General features: G+C 67.7%; 14 protein-coding genes and 1 riboswitch. Of the genes, 9 read left to right on the top strand and 5 right to left on the bottom strand.

From position 1 onward, the window contains the following. The first annotated feature begins 63 nt into the window (after nucleotides 1-63). Nucleotides 64-318, top strand: a complete 255-nt coding sequence (locus tag HUW53_RS00520) for a hypothetical protein (RefSeq protein ID WP_237343782.1) — start codon at nucleotides 64-66, stop codon at nucleotides 316-318. 306 nt (nucleotides 319-624) lie between these two features. On the opposite strand, the gene HUW53_RS00515 is transcribed toward HUW53_RS00520, so the two are convergent. Then, entirely contained in the window at nucleotides 625-1,392 is a 768-nt protein-coding gene (locus HUW53_RS00515) for a glucose 1-dehydrogenase (protein ID WP_237343781.1), read from the bottom strand. A 165-nt stretch (nucleotides 1,393-1,557) separates the two neighbouring features. Here HUW53_RS00515 and HUW53_RS00510 point away from each other — a divergent pair, with 165 nt between their 5' ends. Further along, complete coding sequence (locus HUW53_RS00510) at nucleotides 1,558-2,061, top strand: MarR family winged helix-turn-helix transcriptional regulator (RefSeq protein WP_237343780.1); 504 nt, start codon at nucleotides 1,558-1,560, stop codon at nucleotides 2,059-2,061. 76 nt (nucleotides 2,062-2,137) lie between these two features. Here the strand turns inward: HUW53_RS00510 and badI are convergent, their stop codons facing one another. The 3 genes from badI to aliB form a co-directional block, all read right to left on the bottom strand. After that, a complete protein-coding gene (gene badI / locus HUW53_RS00505; RefSeq protein ID WP_237343779.1) occupies nucleotides 2,138-2,935 on the bottom strand; it encodes a 2-ketocyclohexanecarboxyl-CoA hydrolase in 798 nt (265 codons plus the stop codon). Between the two features lie 28 nt (nucleotides 2,936-2,963). Continuing rightward, nucleotides 2,964-4,592: a cyclohexanecarboxylate-CoA ligase gene (aliA, locus tag HUW53_RS00500; protein ID WP_237343778.1), complete on the bottom strand. Its 1,629-nt coding sequence runs from the start codon at nucleotides 4,590-4,592 to the stop codon at nucleotides 2,964-2,966. 61 nt (nucleotides 4,593-4,653) lie between these two features. Next, nucleotides 4,654-5,829, bottom strand: coding sequence for a cyclohexanecarboxyl-CoA dehydrogenase (aliB, locus tag HUW53_RS00495; RefSeq protein ID WP_237343777.1), 1,176 nt, complete (start codon nucleotides 5,827-5,829; stop codon nucleotides 4,654-4,656). 222 nt (nucleotides 5,830-6,051) lie between these two features. On the opposite strand from aliB, the gene HUW53_RS00490 reads away from it, so the two are divergent. From HUW53_RS00490 to HUW53_RS00470, 5 genes are all read left to right on the top strand, one after another. Then, nucleotides 6,052-6,333, top strand: a complete 282-nt coding sequence (locus HUW53_RS00490) for a metal/formaldehyde-sensitive transcriptional repressor (RefSeq protein WP_237343776.1) — start codon at nucleotides 6,052-6,054, stop codon at nucleotides 6,331-6,333. A 35-nt stretch (nucleotides 6,334-6,368) separates the two neighbouring features. After that, the gene (dmeF, locus tag HUW53_RS00485; protein ID WP_237343775.1) at nucleotides 6,369-7,346 is read left to right on the top strand and encodes a CDF family Co(II)/Ni(II) efflux transporter DmeF; all 978 of its coding nucleotides are present in this window, start codon (nucleotides 6,369-6,371) and stop codon (nucleotides 7,344-7,346) included. Between the two features lie 249 nt (nucleotides 7,347-7,595). Continuing rightward, nucleotides 7,596-8,762: a methionine ABC transporter ATP-binding protein gene (locus HUW53_RS00480; RefSeq protein WP_237343774.1), complete on the top strand. Its 1,167-nt coding sequence runs from the start codon at nucleotides 7,596-7,598 to the stop codon at nucleotides 8,760-8,762. Beyond that, a complete protein-coding gene (locus HUW53_RS00475; protein ID WP_237343773.1) occupies nucleotides 8,755-9,441 on the top strand; it encodes a methionine ABC transporter permease in 687 nt (228 codons plus the stop codon). Before HUW53_RS00480 ends, HUW53_RS00475 begins: the two co-directional genes overlap by 8 nt. A 70-nt stretch (nucleotides 9,442-9,511) precedes the next feature. Beyond that, a complete protein-coding gene (locus HUW53_RS00470) occupies nucleotides 9,512-10,315 on the top strand; it encodes a MetQ/NlpA family ABC transporter substrate-binding protein (protein ID WP_237343772.1) in 804 nt (267 codons plus the stop codon). Nucleotides 10,316-10,471: 156 nt separating this feature from the next. Here HUW53_RS00470 and tam read toward each other — a convergent pair whose 3' ends face one another. Then, nucleotides 10,472-11,248 (bottom strand): trans-aconitate 2-methyltransferase, encoded by a 777-nt coding sequence (gene tam, locus HUW53_RS00465; RefSeq protein ID WP_237343771.1) that lies wholly within the window; start codon nucleotides 11,246-11,248, stop codon nucleotides 10,472-10,474. A 127-nt stretch (nucleotides 11,249-11,375) separates the two neighbouring features. On the opposite strand from tam, the gene HUW53_RS00460 reads away from it, so the two are divergent. Both HUW53_RS00460 and HUW53_RS00455 read left to right on the top strand, forming a co-directional pair. Next, on the top strand, nucleotides 11,376-12,524 hold the full coding sequence (locus tag HUW53_RS00460) for a M23 family metallopeptidase (RefSeq protein WP_237343770.1): 1,149 nt from the start codon (nucleotides 11,376-11,378) through the stop codon (nucleotides 12,522-12,524). Nucleotides 12,525-12,586: 62 nt separating this feature from the next. Further along, nucleotides 12,587-12,699, top strand: a riboswitch (SAM-I-IV-variant riboswitch). 38 nt (nucleotides 12,700-12,737) lie between these two features. Then, the gene (locus tag HUW53_RS00455) at nucleotides 12,738-13,706 is read left to right on the top strand and encodes a homoserine O-succinyltransferase (protein WP_237343769.1); all 969 of its coding nucleotides are present in this window, start codon (nucleotides 12,738-12,740) and stop codon (nucleotides 13,704-13,706) included. The last annotated feature ends 7 nt before the right edge of the window (nucleotides 13,707-13,713 follow it).

The following is a 13,713-nucleotide window of genomic DNA, read 5'->3' as shown; positions in this document are numbered from 1 at the left end:
TGGGAACGGATGCATCCTGGTGTAGGTCTGTCCTGAACGCATCAGGGATGGGCAGGCCGGGCGATGTCTGGATTTCAAGTGCACTGGCGCGGTTACAAGTTCGACCTGCAATGGGGCCAGGTGGCGACCGAGACCCAGGACGAGCTGAGAATCATGCAGGCCGACGGCGGCGCCTGGATCATCCGGGACGTGCCGGGCCACGGCGTGCGCGTGGTCTTCCATGCCGCGCCACCGGATCCGCTCCTCGGCGGCACGGCCGCGCCGTGGGCGCCGCCCCGCCGGCCCCAGGCCGATACACCGGACAGTTCCCAATCGTGATGGCCGCCGATTCGCGCCGCTGAAAAAGAGGCCGGGGCGCGGCCGAAGAAGGAATCGCCCAGCCCGCCCGGCCAGCGATTCCGCGCGCTCCACCCGGCCGGTTCGCCTGGAAGCGGACCCGCCACGGTGGCGCTTTGAGCGCGTCTCCAGCAAACGCCGCGCCGCCGGCCCAAGGACGACATGCGAGGACGGGGCGACACATCACCCCGCTTCGAGAGGCGCGCGAAGCCGCCCATGGCCCCGCCCATGGCCCCGCTCATGGCCCCGCTCATGGCCCCGCTCATGGCCCCGGCGCCAGCTCTCGCCTCAGCCCACCATGCTGAGACCACCGGAAACGGAGAGCACCTGCCCCGTCACATAGGCCGCAGCGTCTGAGGCAAAGAAGGTGATGGCGCCCGGCAGATCCTCGGGTTCGCCAATGCGGCCGAGGGGAATGGACCGGCGGAACGCCTCGGTCAGTTTCTCCGCGTTGCCCGCGCCCTTCTTGTAATCCTCGAACAGGGCGGTCTGGGTGGGGCCGGGACACACCACGTTGAAGGTGATGCCGTCGCGGGCGTGCTCGCGGGCCAAGGTCTTGGACAGGGCCACCAGCCCGCCCTTGCAGGCGGCATAGACCGCCTCGCCGCTCGAGCCCACGCGCGCGGCGTCGGACGCGATGTTCACCACCCGCCCCGCCTTGCGCGCCACCATCAGCGGCAGCACCACATGGTGCATGTGCAGGGCGCCCACGAGGTTGATTTCGATGAGGCGCCGCCAATCCTCGGGATCGGTCTTCAGGAACGGCTTGAACACGTCCCAGCCGGCGTTGTTCACCAGCACGTCGATCGGGCCGAGATCGGCCTCTACGCCCGCCACCGCCGCCTCGACCGCCGGCCGATCGGTGATATCACAGGCATACGCGCGCGCGGTGCCACCGGCGGCGGCAATCTCGGCGACGGTCCGCTCGGCCGCGGCAAGATCGCGGTCGAACACGGCGACCTTGCCGCCCAGGGCCGCGAAGCGCCGCGCCGTGGCGCCGCCGATGCCGCCGCCGCCGCCGGTGATGATGATGGTCTTGCCATTGAAGTCGTTCACGATGAAGTCTCGCTCGCTTCTGAAGTGGAGGGAAGGTCCGGAATGGCGGCCATCAGCACGTCCACCCCGTTGCTTATATCAATATATTGATATATATTTCGGGAGACACGACACCTCCCGTCGAGGGAGCCGGGCGCAGCCGCCCGGCAGGAGACCGATGAAGCCATGAGCCCACCCGCAGCACCGTCCGACGCCTCGCCCCGCCGCGAGCCGGCCGCCGAGGCCGATTGGTTCGAGGTGGCGAACCGCCTGTTCTTTCGCCTCTATCAATGCTCGAACCTCCTGCATAAGAACGGCACCCGCCACATGGGCGACTTCGGCGCCACAACCCAGCAATGGGCGGTGCTGGGCGCCCTGGCGCGGCCGCTGGTGGCGACCAAGGGCATGAGCGTGAAGGACCTGATCGAGTTCCTTCTGCTCAGCCGGCAAAACCTCACCGCCGTGCTGGACCGGCTGGAGGCGCGGGCCTGGGTGGAGCGGGTGAAGGACCCAGAGGATGGCCGCAGCCGCCTCATCCGCCTGACCGAGGACGGCAACCGCACCTGGCAGGCCATGCGCGGCCCCATCGAGGCCTTTTACAACCAGGCCCTTTCCCCCCTGACCGAAGCCGAACAAGTGGTGCTGGTGCAATTGCTCGACCGGCTGAAAGGCGGGCTCAACGTGGTGTGACCGGGCGGCGCTCCCCGTCTCCGCCGCCCGGTCCCGACCGCTTCAGCCGTTCGGCCTCGCGGTCTGAGGCTGACGCTCAGCCTTTCGGCTTCAGGGTGTGCCGGCGGAAGTCGGGCTTGCGCTTCTCGCGGAAGGCGACCCCGCCTTCCTTGGATTCGTCGGTGTCGTAATAGAGGCTGAGCGCCGCCATCCCGAGGGAGGAGATGCCCCGGATGCTCTCGGTATCGGCATTGAAGGACCGCTTGGCGAGGGCAATGGCGGTGGGGCTGCGCTCCAGCAGCTCGGCGCACCAGCGATCCACCTCGGCGTCCAGCTCCTCATGGGGCACCACCGCGTTCACGAGCCCCATGGCCAGCGCCTCCTGGGCGGTGTAGCGCTTGCACAGATACCAGATCTCCCGCGCCTTCTTCTCGCCGACGATGCGGGCGAGATAGGCGGTGCCGAAGCCGGGATCGACCGATCCCACCTTGGGCCCCACCTGGCCCAGCTGCGCCTTGTCCGAGGCGATGGTGAGATCGCAGATGGTGGCGAGCACATTGCCGCCGCCGATGGCGAAGCCGTTCACCCGCGCGATCACGGGCTTGGGCACATCGCGGATGAGGCTCTGCAATTCGTCGATGGGCAGGCCGATGGTGCCGCGCCCGTCGTACTGGCCATCGTGGGCACTCTGGTCGCCGCCGGTGCAGAAGGCCTTGTCGCCGGCGCCGGTCAGCACGATCACGCCGATGGTCCGATCCCAGCCGGCGGTCTGGAAGGCGTGGATGAGCTCCTCCACGGTCTGACCACGGAACGCATTGTACTTGTCTACCCGATTGATGGTAATGCGGGCGACGCCGGCCGGGCGCACCTCGTAAATGATATCCTCGTAAGTCACGGCGTTTCTCCCTTGCGGTACGCTCAAGTCATTGTCCATCCCGCGCCATCTCGCGCAGGCGGAATTTCTGTATCTTTCCAGATGGCGTCTGCGGTAGGGTATCCACCACCTGCAGACGCTCGGGAATGTATTGCATGGCCATCTTCTGGGCCTTCAGATAGGCCGCCATCTCCTCGAAGGAGAGGCTCTGGCCCTGGCGCAGCATCACGAAGGCGCAGGCCCGCTCGCCCAGGCGCGGGTCGGGATAGCCGACGATGGCCACCGCCGCGACGGCCGGGTGCTTGAACAGGATGTTCTCCACCTCCACCACGGGAATGTTCTCCCCGCCACGGATGATGATGTCCTTGGACCGCCCGGCGATGCGGATGTAGCCGTCGGCGTCCATGCGGGCGATGTCGCCGGTGTCGAACCAGCCGCCGTCCTCCACATGGGCAAGGCCCGGCCGCTTCAGATAACCCACGAAATTCGAGCAGCCGCGCACCTGAAGCATGCCCTCCTCACCGGCCGGAACCACGGCGCCGGCAAGGTCCACCACCCGCACCTCCATGCCCGGCAGCGGACAGCCATCGGTACCGGTGACCTTCTCCTCCGGATCCTCAACCCGAGCGGTGGTGACCGCGCCGTTCTCCGACATGCCCCAGGCGGAGATGATGGCCGCCCCCAGCGCCTCGCGCGCCTTAGCCACCAGCGGGCGCGGAATGGGCGCGCCGGCGGACACGAAAATGCGCAGCGATGGCGTCTTGGTGCCGGTGGCGAGGCAGTAATCGGCAAGATCGTTGAGGAAGGGCGTCGCGCCCATGGTGAAGGTGGCGCTCTCCTGCGTGATCTGCTTCGCCATGGTTTCGGCGACGAAGATGTCCTGGAGAACAGCCGTGGCGCCCAGCAGCAACGGCAGCACGAGGCCGTACATGAAGCCCAATTGGTGCGCCATGGGGGACGGCATGTGGATGACGTCATCCCGCCCCAGGCGCAGCCGCTGCGCGAACGGCACCAGGTTGGAAAGCATGGTGTTGGAGGTGTGGGTCACCCCCTTGGGCTCGCCGGTGGTGCCGGAGGTGTAGAGCAGTTGGATCACCGCATCCGGCGCCAGCCGGCGCCGCGCCAGCGCCGCGCGCTCCGCATCGGTGATGTCGATGGCCAGCAGCGCATCGAACGCCTCGGGACCGGTCCCGTCCACCACCGCCACATGGGCCAGCCGGGGCAGGCCGCCGCGCACCGCCGCGGCGATCGCCGCATGGTCCACATTGCGGAACCGGGCCGGCACGACCAGCACCTTGGTTTCCGCAAGGCCAAGCATGAAGGACAGCTCGCGCTCGCGGAAGATCACCATCAATGGATTGGAGATGGCGCCGAGCTTCAGGCAGGCGAGATGCAGCACCGTGAACTGCCACCAATTGGGCAATTGGAACGACACCACGTCGCCCTCCCCCACCCCGTGGCGGGCGAGGCCCACCGCGAGGCGATCGGAGAGGGTGTCGAGCCCGCCATAGGTGAGGCGCACGGTGTCGCCGGCCTCGGCGCGGGAGGCCACCAGCGCCGGCTTGTCGGGCGCCGCCTTCACATGGCGGCGGAAGTGATCGAGCAGCGTCTCGTCGCGCCACAGGCCTGCGGCGGTCATGGCGTCCCGGCGGGCCGCCGGCAGCAGATCGAAGCTCATGATGAAGTCCTCACGGGAACGGATCCTCCGGTGCGGCCCCTTTGGCGTGGCCGTCTGTTGGTCAGCGGGGGGTGGCCTTCAAAGCCTCGCGGGCGATGATGAGCTTCATGATCTGGGCGGTGCCGTCGCCGATCTGGAGGCCGAACACGTCGCGCAGGCGCTGCTCGAACGGCAGTTCGGTGGAATAGCCGGCGTGGCCGTGCAGGAGCAGACAGGTCTGCACCACCTCGAAGGCGAGCTTGGGCGCCCACCATTTGCACATGGCGGCCTCCTTGGTGTGGGGCACGCCGGCATCCTTGGCCGCGAGGGTGCGGTAGCAGAGCAGCCGCGCCGCCTCCACCATGGTCTCCGCCTCCGCCAGCGGGAAGGTGACGCCCTGGTTGTCCGAGAGCGGCTTCCCGAACGCCTTGCGCCCGCTCACATAGGCCCAGGTCTCGGCCAGCGAGATGCGCGCCACCGCCAGGCATTGCAGGCCGATCAGGGCGCGGGAGAAGTCGAAGCCCTGCATCACCTGCACGAAACCCGAGCCTTCCGCGCCCAGGCGATGGGAGGCCGGCACCCGCACCCGGTCGAAAAAGATGGAGCCGCGGCCGATGGCATGCTCGCCGAGGTCGTTGAAGCGGGTGCGGGTGATGCCCGGCAAGCTCATGTCCACCAGGAAAGCGGAAACGCCATGGGCCCGCTCCGCCGGCGTGCCGGTGCGGGCGAACACCACCGCAAGATCGGCCTGGTCGGCCATGGAGATGGAGGTTTTCTCGCCCTCCAGCACATAATCGTCGCCGTCCCGCACCGCCTTCAGCGCGAGCGAGGCCGCGTCCGAGCCCCCCTGCGGCTCGGTGAGGGCCAGGGCGATCAGGGCCTCCCCCGCCACCACCTTCGGCAGCACGGCGGCGGCGATCTCGGGCGCCGCGTGACGGGCGACGATGGCCCCGCACAGGGACGACAGGAGCTGAATGTAGCCGACGTTGAAGTCGCCCTCGGAAATGGCCTCCAGCACCACCCCCGCCGTCACATGATCGGCACCAAGACCGCCGTATTCCGCCGGGAACTCCACCCCGATCAGGCCGAGCTCGCCCATCTGCCGGCGCAGCTCCACCGGCACGCTGGCGCTCACCTCGCGCGCCTTGTAGCCGGGCGCAAGCACATCTGCCGCGAAGCGGCGGGTGGTCTCACGAAAGCTCGCCTGGTCGGGGGTCAAACCGAAGTCTTCCGGCGATGCGGATTGCGGCTGCGTCATGCTCCCTGGACCTCTCCTCGTCGCCGCCCTGCCCCGTGGGTGGGCCGCTTATATGGCAATTAGTTGCTATATTTCGGAAGCTATCGCCACCGTGATTTAATGTCAATACATTGCCATATGGTGAGGCGGCAACACCCCCATCGGGCGCCGCCGCGGCACCCACGAGGCGCAGCCAGACCGTCACCTTGCCAGCAGGCGCCATATAGTATACCCCCCTATCCCATGGCACATACCCGCGACCCCAAGCACAACGCGGCCCTGCTGATGCGCGTGAAGCGCATCGCCGGCCAGATCGAGGCCATCGAGCGCGCTTTATCCTCCGGCTCGGAATGCGCCGACGTGCTGCATCAGGTGGCCGGCGTGCGCGGTGCCGTGAACGGGCTCATGGACGAGATTTTCGAGGCGCACCTCAAGGACCACGTGGCCCGCCCCGGCCTTTCCGACGAGGAGCGCAGCCGCGGCGCCGAGGAGCTCGCCACGGTGCTGCGCCGTTACGCGAAATAGCAGGTCCCCGCCCCATCCGACCGGAAGAACACACCATGTCACACCTCGACCAAGCAGCCCCCGCCGACCGGCCGGACGCGCTCCACGGCCACGTCTTTCTCGGCGCGCATCACGAGGAGAACACCCGGCGGACCTTGTGGGTGGTGATCCTGACCGCCGTGATGATGGTGGCGGAGATCATCGCCGGCTCCATCACCGGCTCCATGGCCCTGCTTGCCGACGGCTTCCACATGGCGACCCATGCCGGCGCCCTGGGCGTCGCCGCCATCGCGTACATCTATGCGCGGCGCCATGCCGCCGATCCCCGCTTTTCCTTCGGCACAGGCAAGGTGGGCGACCTTGCCGGCTTCGCCTCGGCCCTGGTGCTGGGGCTGGTGGCGCTGGGAATCGCGGTAGAATCGGTCGCGCGCCTGCTGGAGCCGGTGCAGGTGGCGTTCGGCGAAGCCATCGCGGTGGCGGTGGTCGGGCTCGGCGTCAACCTCGTCAGCGCGCTGCTCCTGAGCGGTGGCCACGGCCCCCATCACGGCCACCCCCATCACGGGCACCACCATGGCGACCATCATCATGACGACCACCCCGGTGACGATCATCATGGCGCCCGGCACGACGACAACAACCTGCGGTCGGCTTATTTCCATGTGCTGGCCGATGCGCTGACCTCGGTCCTGGCCATCGTCGCCCTGGTGGCGGGGCGTTATCTCGGGTGGGTGTGGTGCGATCCGCTGATGGGCATCGTCGGCGGCCTCGTCATCGGTCGCTGGTCGTGGACACTGATGCGCGACACCGCGGCAGTCCTGCTCGACTCCAGCGACGGCCATGTGGCCGAGGAGGTGCGGGAGGCCCTGGCCAGCGCCGGCGGCACGGAAATCCGCGACCTCCACGTCTGGCGGATCGGCCCGCAGGCCCGCGCCGCCATCGTCAGCGTCCGCGGCCCTGGCATCAACGCCGAGACCATCCGCCAGCGCCTTGCCCCCATCCACGAGCTGGCGCATGTCACGGTGGAGTGCCGCTGAGCGGAGGCTCCGACACCGCGTCGTCCAATTAAACGAAAAATGCACGGGATTAAATAATTTAACGCAGATCTTGACCCGTTCGGTAAAGAGAACGATACTTGTGTTCTATTCCGCCCCAGAACGCACGGGCCAATCATGTCGATGTGTCGCTCTTCCCTGTGATCTGGCAGCCTGCCGCAAAGCGAGACCTGAGCCTTGTCCCGCGTGCGTGCCGGCGGATTTTCATTTCCAGCCCTGTGGTCACGCGTCATGTCGAACCCCCGTTCCACCGGCCCGAGCATTCGATCTGACGAACGCACCCCAGGCGCCACCACGGAGCCTCCCGTGAACGCCCCTGTTTCGGTCGAAACCACGCCGCGCCGCCTTGAAGCCGCGTCGGCCATCCTGTTCGAAAAGGTCGAGAAGACCTATTCCGGCCGCCACGGGCAAAATCCGGTGACGGCCCTGTCCGACATCTCCCTTGCGGTGCCGGAAGGCGCCATCGTCGGCGTCATCGGCCGTTCCGGCGCCGGCAAGTCCACCCTCATCCGCCTGGTCAACGGGCTGGAGCAGCCGACCGCCGGCCGCGTGGTGGTGGACGGCGTGGACATCGGCGCGCTGTCGGAACAGGCGCTGCGCGGGCAGCGCCGCGCCATTGGCATGATCTTCCAGCACTTCAACCTGCTTGCCCGCCGCACCGCTTACGCCAACGTGGCGCTGCCGCTGGAGATCGCCGGACTGCCGCAGCGTGAGATCAAGTCCCGCGTAGAGCCGCTGCTGGAGCTGGTCGGCCTCGCCGACAAGCGCGACCGCTATCCGGCCGAACTTTCCGGCGGGCAGAAGCAGCGCGTGGGCATCGCCCGCGCCCTGGCCACCCAGCCACGGGTTCTGCTCTCGGACGAAGCGACCTCCGCCCTCGACCCGGAGACCACCAACCAGATCCTGGCCCTGCTGCGGAAAGTGAATGCCGAGCTGAAGCTCACGGTGCTGCTCATCACCCATGAAATGGCGGTCATCAAGGCGGTGGCGGACAAGGTTGCGGTCATCGACGGCGGGCGCATCGTGGAAGAGGGCTCCACCTACGAGGTCTTCGCCCATCCGCGGCACGCGACCACCCGTTCCTTCCTGTCCGCCCTCACCGGCGCCAACCTGCCGCCCTATGTGGCGGACCGCCTGAAGGCCGAGCCCGGCCCCGGCCGCGACGCCCTCATCCGCATTGTCTTCACCGGCGGCCATGCCACCGATCCGGTGCTGTCGCGGGTCGCGCGCCTCTTGTCCGTCGACATCAACATCATCCAGGCGCAGGTCGACGAGATCGCCGGCCGCCCCTTCGGCGTCATCGTCATCTCGGTGCCGGGGGATGCCCCCACCCTGTCCGCCGTGACCAATGCGGTGGAGCGCCTGAAGCTCAGCTCGGAAGTGCTCGGCTATGTTTGACTTCACATTCGGCCTTCTTTCCCCGGCCATGGTGGATCTCATCCTCGAGGCCACGCGGCAGACCCTCTACATGGTGCTGGTCTCCGGGCTGCTGGGCACCGCCATCGGCTTGCCGCTGGGCGTGTTCCTGGCCACCAGCCGGCCCGGCGAGCTGTTCGCCGCGCCGTGGCTGAACAGCGCCCTGGGGCTGGTGGTGAACGCGGCGCGCTCCACGCCCTTCATCATCCTGGTGGTGGCCATCATCCCCTTCACCCGGCTGGTGGCCGGCACCTCCATCGGCACCAATGCGGCCATCGTGCCGCTCACGGTGGCGGCGGCGCCCTTCATCGCCCGGCTGATCGAGGCCTCCATCCGCGAGGTGGACCAGGGCCTGGTCGAAGCCGCGCGCGCCATGGGGGCGAGCCCGCTGCAGATCGTCGCCAAGGTGCTGCTGCCCGAGGCGCTGCCCTCCATCACCCTCGCGCTTACGCTCGCCGTGGTGTCGCTGCTCGGCTATTCGGCCATGGTGGGCGCGGTGGGCGGCGGCGGGCTCGGCGACCTTGGCATCCGCTTCGGCTACCAGCGCTTCATGCCGGAGGTGATGGCCGCCGTGGTGGTGGTGCTGATCCTGCTGGTGCAGGGCGTGCAGACCCTGGGCGACGGCCTCGCCCGCCGCCTCGACAAGCGCCATCGCGGCTGAAGCCCGGCGCGCCCCAACCCGTCATCCGCGGCCGCACGCGTGCCGCCCTCACGTCGATGGAGAGACATCCATGAAGCTCCCCGCCCTTGCCCTTTCCGCGCTCACCCTTGCGGCCGCGCTGGGGCTCTCCGGCCTCGCGGCGGGCGCGGCCCGCGCCGAGGCCATCAAGGTGGCCGTCACCCCCGGCCCCCATGCCCAGATTCTGGAGGCGGTGAAGCCCATCGCCGCCAAGAACGGGCTCGACATCCAGATCGTCGAATTCTCGGACTATGTGGTGCCCAATGCCGCCCTGGCATCCGGCGAGATCCAGGCCAACTCGTTTCAGCACAAGCCCTATCTCGACGCCCAGATCGCCGACCGCGGCTACAAGATCACGCCCGTGGGCTACACCGTGAACTTCCCCATCGGCATCTATTCCAAGACGTACAAGAGCTTTGACGCCATCCCGGTGGGCGCGACCATCGCCATTCCCAATGATCCCACCAACGGCGGCCGCGTGCTGTTGCTGCTGGCGGACAAGGGGATCATCAAGGTCGATCCGAAGGCCGGCGTGAAGGCCTCGGTGGCGGACATTCTGGAGAACCCCAAGAAGTTCAAGTTCGTCGAGATCGACGCCGCCCAGCTCCCCCGCTCCCTGCCCGACGTGGACGCCGCCGGCATCAACACCAATTATGCCAAGGAAGCCGGCCTCGACCCGGTGAAGGACCCCATCCTCCGCGAGGAGCCCAAGGGCCCTTATGTGAATGTGATCGCCGTGCGCACCGAGGACAAGGACAAGCCCTGGGTGAAGACGCTGGTGGAAAGCTATCAGTCGCCCGAGGTGAAGACCTTCATCCTCGACACCTTCAAGGGCGCCGTGCTGCCGAGCTGGTGACCCCCCGGCCATTCGAGCGGTTTCCGTGCGTCTGGGCTCGCGTCATGCGCCCTCGGATGTGTATGGACGCCTTTTCTTCACGCGAACCGGACTCCACTTCGCTTGAACATGCCCTGACTCAAAAGCGCGCGGAAGCCCCCCCGCGCGCTTGCCGTTTCAAGCGGCACGTCGCGCCACGATGAACAGGCGCGGAAAGGCCAGCAGCACCCTGCCGTCGGCCCGCATCGGATAAGGCGTCACCAGCCGCCGCCGGTAACCCTCCAGAAACTGAACCTTTTCGTCACCCTCCAGGGGGTCGATGAAAGGCCTGAGGCCGGTGCCCTTCACCCATTCCACGATGGCCGCGGGGCTGGCGAGAGGATGGTTGTAGATGGTGTGCCAGATATCCACCTGTTCCGCGGCGGCGATCAGCAGGTCGTAATAGGCGGTCGGCGGCGGCAGCACGGTGCGCGCGGCCACGGCGTCGCGCAGCTTGTATGACCAGGGGCCGGACATGGCCGTCTCCCGCATGGCCACATGGGACGGCTCGTCCAGATTGTCGGGCATCTGGACCGCCAGCACGCCGCCGGGCGCGAGCAGGGAGAGAAGGCGCGGGAAAACCCTCTCATGGTCCGGCACCCATTGCAGGACCGCGTTGGCGAAGATGAGATCGGCCGGCCGCGGCAGCGTGAGGGTGGCGGCATCGGCGATCTCGAACCGCCCGCGGGGCAGGCGCGCCCGCGCCGCCTCCAGCATCGCCGCGGAGGTGTCGAGCCCCACCACCTCCGCGTCGGGAAAGCGCGCCGCCAGCAGCTCCGTGGAATTGCCCGGACCGCAGCCGAGATCCACCACGAACGACGCTCGCTCCAACGGAACCTGCGCCAGAAGGTCTCGGGCCGGGCGGGTGCGCTCGTCTTCGAATCTCAGATACTGGCGGGCATTCCAATCGGCCATGGGAGGTCTCCTGACGGACGCGGGCACTCACACTAGCACTCCATGTGGCGGGACGTTTGCGTTGCGCGCTACCGCCGCGTCCACCGTTCGGCTATAGTTCGATCACGTTCCGCCGCGGAGCCTTGCCGTGACCCTTCGCGCTGCCCTCGTCGCCCTCCTGCTGCTGGCCGCCGGACCGCTCCATGGGGAACCGGCCGAAGCGATTCGAACGGAGTCGACGGCGCTGTTCGTGAGCCCCCTGCGTCCGGCAAGCTGGATGCGTGGCGACGACGGCAAGCTCCACGTGGAATATGACCTGCTCGTCGTGAACACCTTTCCGGTGCCGGTCGCGGTCAGCGCACTTGAAATCCTGGACCCGGCGGGGCGGACGCTCGGCCGTTTCACCGGGGCCGAGCTGAACGCGGCCACACGGGAGATCCTCGACCAGAAGGCCCTGTCACGCCTGCCCGCCAACGGAGCGGCAGCCATCAAGGTGGACCTCGAGCTTGAGGGCGGCCCGGTGCCGGACCGGCTCACCCATCGCATCTTCACCTCGCTTGAGGACGCGCCGGCGCCGGTGCGCGCGCTGTTCACCGGCGCGCCGATCGAGGGGCCAGAGGTGAGCGTGAACACCGCGCCCCCGATCACCATCCAGCCGCCCTTGAGGGGCGAGGGATGGGTGACCTTCAACGGATGCTGCACGCCCGCTCTGCATCGCAATGTGCGCCATTCCGCCGGCACCCGGATCGCAACACCGGAGACCTATTCCATCGACTACGTCCAGCTCGTCAACGACCTGCCCTTTACCGGCGACGGCAAGGAGAACGCGCATTTTCCCGCGTTCGGCCAACCGGTTCTGGCGGTGGCCGACGGCGAGGTGATCGCCATGCGGGATGGCATGGCGGATGGTGCGCCCCACACCCCCGCCATGGGCCTGCGGGGGCCGCCCGACTTCGGCGGCAATTATGTGGTCCAGCGCATCGCGCCCGGCGTTTATGCCTTCTACGCCCATTTCAAGCAGGGCTCCGTCAGCGCCAAGGTGGGCGAGCAGATCAGGGCGGGCGATGTGATCGGCAAGGTCGGCTCCTCGGGCAATTCCACCGCGCCGCACCTGCACTTCAGCCTTCTGGACCGGCCCGATGTCATCACCGGCAATGCCCTGCCCTTCGTCTATCCGGCCTTCACAGTGACCGGCCGCATCACCCAGGTGCGCGACGACGGCATCGAGATCGAAAAAGCCAGCCAAGCCGTGCAATCGGCTTACCCGCTGGCGGGCAGCATCGCCACCTACGAATAGGCCCCGCCCGGCAAAGGGCCGCCGGCGCGCATTGCCAAGCCCGGCGACACGGCGTAGAGACGGCGTCACATCAAGAGTTGGGGCGACGCCCAACACCAACCTGCCGTCCCGGGCAAGGTGGTACTCTCACCCCTGGTGAGAGGATGTGGCCAAGCCGGCAAACCACGGGCCCAGCCACCAAGCGTCAGTTCCCCGCGAGCCGAGGACGACGCCATGCCCATCAAGATCCCCGACCTTCTGCCCGCGCGCCGCACCCTGGAAGCGGAAAACGTGATGGTGATGGGCGAGGGCGAGGCGGTGCGGCAGGACATCCGCCCCCTGCGCATCGCGCTGCTGAACCTGATGCCCGACAAGATCGCCACCGAAGTGCAGATCGCCCGTCTGCTGGGCGCCACGCCGCTCCAGGTGGAACTGACCCTGGTGCGCCTGACCGATCACGTCTCCCGCAATACGCCCCATGACCACATGGCCGCCTTCTACCGGCCCTGGGAGGAGGTGCGCCACGAACGGTTCGACGGCCTCGTCATCACGGGCGCGCCGGTGGAGCACCTGCCCTTTTCGGCTGTCACTTACTGGGACGAGGTCGCCCGCGTTTTGGACTGGACCCAGACCCACGTCCACCGCACCTTCACCATCTGCTGGGCCGCCCTCGCCGCCGTGCACCACTTCCACGGCATGCCGAAGCACGACCTGCCCCAAAAGGCCTTCGGCCTCTACCGCCACCGTACGTTGCAGCCCGCCTCCCCCTTCCTGCGGGGTTTCCCGGACACATTCCGGGTGCCGGTCTCCCGCTGGGCGGAAGCGCGAGCGCGCGACATCCCCGCCGACAGCGGGCTCGTCGTGTTGGCCGAATGCGCGGAAGCCGGGCTATGCCTCATCGACGATCCCCGGCGGCGGACCCTGCACCTGTTCAATCACCTGGAATATGATACCTCAACTCTGGCGAATGAATATTTCCGGGATGCCGCGAAGGATCCACGGACCCGACTACCCGCCCATTACTTCCCGGCCAACGACCCCAGCGAGCCCCCCGAAAACCGTTGGCGCGGCCACGCCCATCTCTTGTTCGCGAACTGGATCAACGAGATATACCAGACGACTCCCTTCGCGACGGAGGACATCGGGCGCAGTGAGGAGCATGAATATACCGCATTACACCCAGCCAGGCGCCCGGAACCATAAACAACAC

This window comes from Xanthobacter agilis, assembly GCF_021730435.1.
GTDB lineage: Bacteria > Pseudomonadota > Alphaproteobacteria > Rhizobiales > Xanthobacteraceae > Xanthobacter > Xanthobacter agilis.
The sequence above is the reverse complement of the archived record's forward strand: the minus strand, read 5'-3'. Positions and strand labels throughout refer to the sequence as shown.

Excerpts from the sequence above, each read along its gene's own strand:
- HUW53_RS00520 (WP_237343782.1), top strand. The coding sequence starts at position 64 with ATGTCTGGATTTCAAGTGCACTGGCGCGGTTACAAGTTCGACCTGCAA.
- HUW53_RS00510 (WP_237343780.1), top strand. The coding sequence starts at position 1,558 with ATGAGCCCACCCGCAGCACCGTCCGACGCCTCGCCCCGCCGCGAGCCG.
- aliA (WP_237343778.1), bottom strand. The coding sequence starts at position 4,592 with ATGAGCTTCGATCTGCTGCCGGCGGCCCGCCGGGACGCCATGACCGCC.
- aliB (WP_237343777.1), bottom strand. The coding sequence starts at position 5,829 with ATGACGCAGCCGCAATCCGCATCGCCGGAAGACTTCGGTTTGACCCCC.
- HUW53_RS00490 (WP_237343776.1), top strand. The coding sequence starts at position 6,052 with ATGGCACATACCCGCGACCCCAAGCACAACGCGGCCCTGCTGATGCGC.
- dmeF (WP_237343775.1), top strand. The coding sequence starts at position 6,369 with ATGTCACACCTCGACCAAGCAGCCCCCGCCGACCGGCCGGACGCGCTC.
- HUW53_RS00480 (WP_237343774.1), top strand. The coding sequence starts at position 7,596 with ATGTCGAACCCCCGTTCCACCGGCCCGAGCATTCGATCTGACGAACGC.
- HUW53_RS00475 (WP_237343773.1), top strand. The coding sequence starts at position 8,755 with ATGTTTGACTTCACATTCGGCCTTCTTTCCCCGGCCATGGTGGATCTC.
- HUW53_RS00470 (WP_237343772.1), top strand. The coding sequence starts at position 9,512 with ATGAAGCTCCCCGCCCTTGCCCTTTCCGCGCTCACCCTTGCGGCCGCG.
- tam (WP_237343771.1), bottom strand. The coding sequence starts at position 11,248 with ATGGCCGATTGGAATGCCCGCCAGTATCTGAGATTCGAAGACGAGCGC.
- HUW53_RS00455 (WP_237343769.1), top strand. The coding sequence starts at position 12,738 with ATGCCCATCAAGATCCCCGACCTTCTGCCCGCGCGCCGCACCCTGGAA.